The organism is Mesorhizobium sp. KR1-2, assembly GCF_040045035.1.
In the GTDB taxonomy this organism is placed as follows: Bacteria; Pseudomonadota; Alphaproteobacteria; order Rhizobiales; family Rhizobiaceae; genus Pseudaminobacter.
This window is the reverse complement of record NZ_JBDZDS010000019.1, coordinates 20,257-27,362: the sequence shown is the minus strand read 5'-3', so window position 1 is coordinate 27,362 and position 7,106 is coordinate 20,257. Positions and strand designations below refer to the sequence as shown.

General features: G+C 62.8%; 8 protein-coding genes. All 8 read left to right on the top strand.

Annotated features, from left to right (window positions below):
* The first annotated feature begins 157 nt into the window (after nucleotides 1-157).
* The 8 genes from ABLE85_RS23480 to ABLE85_RS23445 are packed head-to-tail and all read left to right on the top strand — an operon-like array spanning nucleotide 158 to nucleotide 7,078.
* Nucleotides 158-439, top strand: a complete 282-nt coding sequence (locus ABLE85_RS23480; protein WP_348795123.1) for a hypothetical protein — start codon at nucleotides 158-160, stop codon at nucleotides 437-439.
* Entirely contained in the window at nucleotides 439-789 is a 351-nt protein-coding gene (locus tag ABLE85_RS23475; protein ID WP_348795122.1) for a hypothetical protein, read from the top strand. The genes ABLE85_RS23480 and ABLE85_RS23475 overlap by 1 nt, the downstream gene beginning before the upstream one ends.
* Before the next feature lie 14 nt (nucleotides 790-803).
* On the top strand, nucleotides 804-1,094 hold the full coding sequence (locus ABLE85_RS23470; RefSeq protein ID WP_348795121.1) for a hypothetical protein: 291 nt from the start codon (nucleotides 804-806) through the stop codon (nucleotides 1,092-1,094).
* Nucleotides 1,091-3,160 (top strand): phage tail tape measure protein, encoded by a 2,070-nt coding sequence (locus ABLE85_RS23465; RefSeq protein WP_348795120.1) that lies wholly within the window; start codon nucleotides 1,091-1,093, stop codon nucleotides 3,158-3,160. Before ABLE85_RS23470 ends, ABLE85_RS23465 begins: the two co-directional genes overlap by 4 nt.
* Nucleotides 3,160-3,909 (top strand): hypothetical protein, encoded by a 750-nt coding sequence (locus tag ABLE85_RS23460; protein ID WP_348795119.1) that lies wholly within the window; start codon nucleotides 3,160-3,162, stop codon nucleotides 3,907-3,909. Before ABLE85_RS23465 ends, ABLE85_RS23460 begins: the two co-directional genes overlap by 1 nt.
* Before the next feature lie 2 nt (nucleotides 3,910-3,911).
* On the top strand, nucleotides 3,912-4,487 hold the full coding sequence (locus ABLE85_RS23455) for a transcriptional regulator (protein WP_348795118.1): 576 nt from the start codon (nucleotides 3,912-3,914) through the stop codon (nucleotides 4,485-4,487).
* Complete coding sequence (locus ABLE85_RS23450) at nucleotides 4,484-4,894, top strand: hypothetical protein (protein ID WP_348795117.1); 411 nt, start codon at nucleotides 4,484-4,486, stop codon at nucleotides 4,892-4,894. Before ABLE85_RS23455 ends, ABLE85_RS23450 begins: the two co-directional genes overlap by 4 nt.
* Before the next feature lie 30 nt (nucleotides 4,895-4,924).
* The gene (locus ABLE85_RS23445) at nucleotides 4,925-7,078 is read left to right on the top strand and encodes a phage tail protein (RefSeq protein WP_348795116.1); all 2,154 of its coding nucleotides are present in this window, start codon (nucleotides 4,925-4,927) and stop codon (nucleotides 7,076-7,078) included.
* Nucleotides 7,079-7,106 lie beyond the last annotated feature (28 nt).

Here is a 7,106-nt window from a genome sequence, read left to right as displayed (position 1 = left end):
AACGCCATGTCGATCACTCCATAGCCCCCGCTGAAAACACGCGGGGCAAGGTTCAAACATGGGTCACTTCTCGATGGAAATATTCGCTAATCCCGGGTCAGTTCCTGGCGGAAATCAACAGGCGACCCTCACGATCAAAGTCTCCGGCGAGCCAATCATGACCGAGCCGGCCGCGCCGATCAACCTCATCGTCCCCACCATCACCGGCGTCGCCAAGGTCGGCATTCCGCTCACCGTCGACGGCGGCGCATGGGCTGGCGCTATGGAGGTAACCTATCAGTGGAAGGTTGACGCTGCCAACGTCGCTGGTGCCACCGGCGCGTCATATGTCCCCGTCGTCGGCAATGTCGGCAAGAAGATCTCCGTCGCCGTTACCGGCAAGAACGATGCGTTCTCGACGGTTGTTCCGACCGCTGAAACCGCTGCGGTGGTGGCATAATGGCAAACCGTGAACGAGGCGAGGTCGAGTTCCAGTCGCTCGGCAAGACGTGGACGCTGAAGCTCGGCGTCAATGCGATGTGCGAGATCGAGGACGCGACGGCGAAATCGATCGCGGAAATCGGCGCCCTGCTTGGCGACCCGAAGACCGCGACGATCAAGCTGTTGCGGACGGTGATGTGGGGCGCGTTGCGCGATCACCACGACGACATCACGGTGAAGGAAGTCGGCGCGATCATCGACGGCATCGGCATGAACGAGGCCGGCCGGTTGATCGGCGATGCGTTCGCCGCCGCCACGCCCGAGGCGAAAGAAGGTGCTGGCCACCCTCCGAAGGCGACGGCCGGATAGGCTGGCCGTCGCTTGTGCGCTCCTGGGTCGAGGCCGGGCAGCCCTACGAGCTGTTCTGGCGCCTCACCCTGCGTGAAATCAATCTCGTTCTGGACGGCGTCGCAACCAGGCTGCGCCGCGACCACAACAACCGCGCCTGGGCGGTTTGGCATACGGCCTATCTGACCGCCTACGCGCCGGAAAAGCCGACGAACTTCACAAAGCTGAAATCGCTACTGCACGACGCACCGGTCAAATCGCGGTCGTCGGACTGGCGCGGCGAGTTCGCTGCATTCTCGGCATGGGCAGAGAAGGGTAAATCATGACCAACGCTGTGATCGGCGCCCTTCGCGTCAACTTGGGCATCGACACCGCCCAATTCTCGGATGGCCTGAAGCAGGCGCAGTCGAGTGCAGACAAGTTCGCCGGCTACATGAAGACGGCTTTCGTCGCCGCCGCGGCTGCGGCTGCGGCCGCCCTCGGTGCGATCGCTGTGGGCGTTCGCAACTCGCTGAAGGAAGCCGACGCAATGGACAAGATGGCTTCCAAGATCGGCATTCCGATCGAGGAGCTATCGAAGCTCAAATATGCGGCGGAAGTCGCCGGCATATCCATGGAGGGACTGCAGACCGGCGTTGGCAAGCTGGCCAAGAACATGGACGATGTGGCGCATGGCAAAGGGCCGAAGGCGTTCGAGCGCCTCGGCATCTCCGTCACCGACGCCGGCGGCAAGATGAAGACCACCAGCCAGGTCATGGCGGAGATCAGCGACAAGTTCGCCAAGATGCCGAACGGCGCAGAAAAGACCGCCCTGGCCATGCAGTTGATGGGCAAGTCCGGTGCCGACATGATCCCGCTGCTCAATGGCGGTTCGGCAGCGCTCAATGGCATGCTCGCAGAGGCCAAGGCGCTGGGGCTGGAGATCAGCAGTAACACTGCAGCGAAGGCCGCGCAGTTCGAGGAAAACATGTCCAAGATGACCGGGGCTATCCATGGCCTCGTCCTTGGTCTGACCGCCGCTCTCGCACCTGCGCTTGCGACGATCTCCGATGCGATGGTCGGCTTCGTGAAATGGGTCGTGAGGGCGGTCGAGTACCTGCCTGTCCTGGCGGAAGATGCGGCTGTCGCTGCCGGCGCGCTGGCGCTGATGTTCGCGCCCGCGATCCTGGCAGCGGCAAACAGTCTGGCGACGGCTATCGCCGTCGGCCTTGTCGGGGCAGTGCGCCTCCTGACTGCGGTCATTGTCGCCAATCCGCTCGGGGCGCTGGCAGTCGGCATCACCATTGCTGTGACGGCCATCTATCATTTCCGCGACGAGATCCAGAAGGCGATCGGCGTTGACGTCGTCGGCATCGTGAAAGGCGCCGCCAATCTCTTTGTTGGCGCGTGGGTCGGCACCTTCAAGGCGGTCAAGACGATCTGGAATGATTTCCCGGCGATCATGGGGGATGTCGCGGCGCAGGCCGGCAATCTGTGGCTCGCCGGCATCGAGAAATTCCTGAATTTGGCCCTGGAAGCCGTGAAGCAGTTCTACCGGACACTCAATCCCATTGCCGCACTTGCGGACGCATCCGGAAATTCGACGCTGTCCAGCATCCTCGGCACTGGCCTGCTACCAAAAGACATCAGCGTTGGGCGTGTCGGTCGCACCGGTGCCGCCACGGCGGCAGCAAAAGATATCTATTCAGGCTTCAAGGACGCATTTTCGCATGACTGGGTGGGAGAAATTGGCAAAGCCTTTGCCGGTTCGACCCCGGCCGTGCTCGGCATGAACAACGCGCTGCGCGACACCGGCGATCTGCTGGACGACATCGGCGGCGCCGGCAAGAAGGGCGGCAGCGGCAAGGTTGCCAAGGTAAAGAATGAATTCGACGGCGTCGGCCGCGCTATCGAAAATGCGCAGCAGACGCTCGGCCATGGGTTCAGCGGCGTTCTGCAGGGCCTGATCGACAAGAGCCTGTCGTGGAAAGACGCACTTCTGCAGGCTGGGCAGGCGCTGCTCAAATATCTCAACCAGATGAATCTGGCGCAGGGCGGCGGCGGCCTGTTCGGAGGCGGCCTGCTTCAGGGCCTGATCGGCGGCCTGATCGGTTTTGCCAATGGCGGCACCATCCTGCCGGGCGGTGCAGGCGGCATTGACAGCCAGGTCGTTGCATTCCGCAAATCGCCGACGGAGCAGGTTGATGTCTACGATCCGCGCAAAGCTGGCGGCCGCGGCAGCATGCATGTGACGGTCGGCGTGGCCACTGATGGAAACGGCAATCTGCTCCCGTTCGTGCAGTCCGTTGCCCGCGGCGAGGCGGGGCGCGCGACGGCCGCCATGGGTGCCAAGATGCCTGGTGTGGTGGATCGCCGCGTCGATACACGTCAAATCAGAAGGACACGCGCCTGATGACCGGCCGTTTGCTCTCGCCGCCGCAGGGACTCGGCGTCGTCGCTATCGAGCCGCTGAGCGGGCCACGCGCCGTCAGCGCCGGCGCGAGCCAGTCGGTCGAGAATTTCGTGCAGTCATTTGCCTCGCCTTTCGGCCTGTGGCGGCTACAGTTCTCGTTTGCGCCCATGAGTGGCGCGATGTTCCGGCGCTATCGCGGCTGGGTGACGGGGATGCATGGTGGCGCGAATGCCACGCGCTGGACATTCTTCGATCCAGACATGATGCCAGTGGCTGAAGCGGGCGGACTCGCGAGTGTAGATCAGCAACGCGCCGGCATGCCGTGGGCCAACGGAAAGCCATGGAATATTGCCGGGGCTGATCCCTGGTTCAACACCGGCAACTGGGCGGTGACGCCGCCGCTTGAGACGGTGGCGGCGTCGGCGGGCCGAGATGACACGATTGTCCGGCTGCGGAACGGGTTTTGGGGGCAAAAGCTCGATGTCGGTGACTATGTCGGTTTCGCGCCGAACCACTTCGGCATGTACACGATCACCGAAGTTTTTGAACCTGGAACCTACCGGATCTGGCCGAGATTGCGTCGGTCGATCGTCAAGGGCGACTTTGCCACGCTGATGCCAATCATGGCTCTCCGTCCCGAAAACGAAAGCGCGGCGGCAGCGGCCAGGGGGCTCGAGGTGGCGGATGGACTGGCCGTCATCTTTGTTGAGGTGCCAGACTATGACCTGCGCGACTACTTCACGGACTAATGATGCCGATCTTCTCCGAAGCCGACCTTGACTGGTTGGCGCGTCCGCACATCGCGCGCGCCTGGTTCCTCGCGCTGGACTTGCCGTCCGGCTTGCACCGGCTGCATTCCGGCACCGGCCGCGTCACCGTTGGTGGGCATGAGTGGCGCGGCGTCACCGACCCCATCAGCGGGCAGCTGGTGTCGCTGTCGAACGTCGAGGAGCCCAGATTCGGGCGGGCCGTCGCCCTCAACATTACCCTGTCTGGCGCCAACCGCGAGTTTTTTAAGTCGGTGCACGCAACCCGCCGACAGATCGAAGGCCGGCGCGCGGATCTCTACTTCGTGGTGTTCGATGGTGAGACGGGCACCGTGTGGCCCCGCGGACTGGCGCAGCTTTTCCCTGGCAAGATCACCAGTCCGGTCCTGCAATGGTCCGGCATCGGCGCGCGCACCGTCTCCGTCACGCTCGAAAGCCTGTGGTCGAGCCAGAACTTTCCCTTCGGCGGCAAGTGGAACGGCGCCGACCAGCGCGGACGCTTCCCGGGCGACAAGGGCTTCGACTTCGTTGGCGTCAAGGTGTCGGAGAACTGGAAGTGAGCGATAGGGCCGCCAGGCTTCAGGCCTATGTCGATGCCGTCGAAGGCAAAACGGTTGAGTGGAGCGTCGATGACTGCACTTCGTTCGCTGCCGGCTGGGTGGAACTTATCAGCGGCATCATGGTGCCGCGGCTGAAGTTCAACAATCAAGACGAGGCGCATTCGCTCATCGCTGGCCATGGCGGGCTGTTGCCGATCTGGGAAAACGCGCTGCGCAACTTTCCCCTGCGCTACGAATTCGATCGGCCGCGCCTTGGCGACGTCGGCGTCGTCGAGACAAGCCGCTTCGGCGAGGTGGGTGTGATCGTGGCGCATGACGGGATCGCACTTTGGCGCGCGGCCAAAGGCACGGCGCTGCTGCGACCGCGCCGATTTGTGAAGGTCTGGGCAATCGCCCCTGACGATTAGCGGGACAGAATGAAACACATTCGCAAGGTCTTGCTGGCTGGCATCTGCCTGCCGGCGCTGACGTCTCACGCGTTTGCCGATCCAGTGTCGATCGGCAGCTTCGTTATCTCGGCGCTGCTATCGGTTGGCGCCGGCAGTATATTGCCGGCCGTTTCCGCTGCAGTGATCGGCAATGTCGTGATCGGCGCTGCCGTCGTCGGCCTGTCGCTGTTGTCCAGCATACGTGGGCAGGCACCGAAGATCGATCCGGGCCAGTTCAAGTCGACTTTCGAGTCGGGCGACAGTTCGGAAATCCGAGCCGTTGGCCGTGTGCGCGTGGGCGGTCTGAAGGCCTTCGGCAACACGTCCGGAGGCAAGAATCGCTATCGCCTGATCTGTCACACGCGCGGCAAGGTGACGGCGGTCGAGCAGCACTTTCTTGGGGAGCGCGAGGTTAAGGTCGAGCCGAATGGGGCGGTCTCATCGCCACCATGGGCGAGGAAGAACGGCTCGTGGGTGACGATCAAGAACAAGGTTGGCGACGGCACCGAAACTGCCTGGCCTGATCTGGTATCGGCGTTTCCGACCCTATGGACAGCAGACCATCGCCTGCGCGGCATCGCGCAATCGCTGGTCAAGTATGTCTCGCCTGGCTTCGACGACGAAGACGCACAGAAGAAGTTTCAGCAGCTATATCAGGGCGGCGTGCCGGATTATGAAAGGGTGCAACTTTCGGAGCCAGTCTTCGATCCGCGGACTACCGGACAGTCCGCGACGGGTGAAGGGACCTGGGCCTATCGCGACAATGGCATCTTGTGCGGCGCTCATATTTTGCGCAGCTACCCGTCCCTAGCGGCTGCAGACTTCGACTACGCCGTGATCGCTACCGAAGCGACGAAGGCCGACGCGCTGGCGGCGACGCGCACCGGGACGGAGCCGCGCGCCAGATCATGGGGCATGTGGACATCGGAGACGCCGCGCGGCCAAGTGATGGAGCAGTTCCTGCGCTCGATTGGCGCAGAGATCGTCCAGACCGACGATAATCGCATCGCGCTGCGGCTGATCGACGATGTGCGAGTGCCGGAGATCACCATTCCGGCGCGGCACGTGATTGATCTGCAGTATCGCTCCGGACCGGAGAGTGTCGAGCGGCCGAACATCTGCCGGGTGAAATACTACTCGCCCGAGCGCAACTATGAGATGTCGGAAATCGACCTGACCGGAATCGCCTGGGCGCGCGTGCAGGAAGAAATCGATCGCGTTGGCGAGCAGATCTACGATGTAGACCTGCCTTTCTGCCCATCCGCGGCGCAGGCGCAACGCATTGCCAGGCGCCTGTTTGCGCTGGCGCGGGCCGACGCGGGAGTGCTGAAGACCAATTTCGTCGGCATGGCCGCCTGGGGCAAGACAGTGGCGGCCATTGAAATCCCAGATCTCGACATCATCGAAACCTGCGCCATCGGCGCGCCGCGAGTAAACGATGATGAGGGTACGGTGGAGATCCCTTTCGTGGTGTGGCCGACATTGCCGCCATGGAACCCGTCGACAGACGAGGCGCTGCCGCCGCCGGAGGTGCCGGACATGTCCTACGAGTCGGAGCTTGATACTCCGGCCAGGCCGTCCACAGCGGCTGTGGTGCGGTATCCGGACGGTAGCTACGAGACCAGGGTGAAATTCACTGCTGTCGCCGGCGGTGCCAGCGCAGAAGCCGTCTATCGCACCTATGACGGCGGTGAGCCGAAAGCATATGCCAGCATGACAGAATATGCCGACGGTGGGCTCGTCCGCTACGCCTACGATGCTGCAAATACCGCCGGCAAGAAGGCCGAGTTCAAATGCCGCTTTTTCAACGCCGATGGGGATGGCTCTTATTTCTCACCGCTCCTGACGATCGACCCGATGGTGATCGACAACACGCCATGCGCGGCACCGGAGATCGCCGGGACGATGGAGGGTAGCAGCTCCAGCGGCATGTATCACATCAGCGGCAGCATCGTTTCGAACGACATGCGCGTCGCGCGGCTGGTAACTGACGATTTCAACGGGCCGGCAAGACCGGGGCAGTCAATAGCCTTCAGCCGCAACGTGTCTCAAGGCACCTATGATGAGACCATAACCATCACGGCCATCGCATACACCTCCGATGGCACGCCTAGCCCGACAGCGAGCCGCACTTTCACCGTACCCGGCACCGGCCACGGCTGACGCAACTCACGCAATCGCAAATCACGAA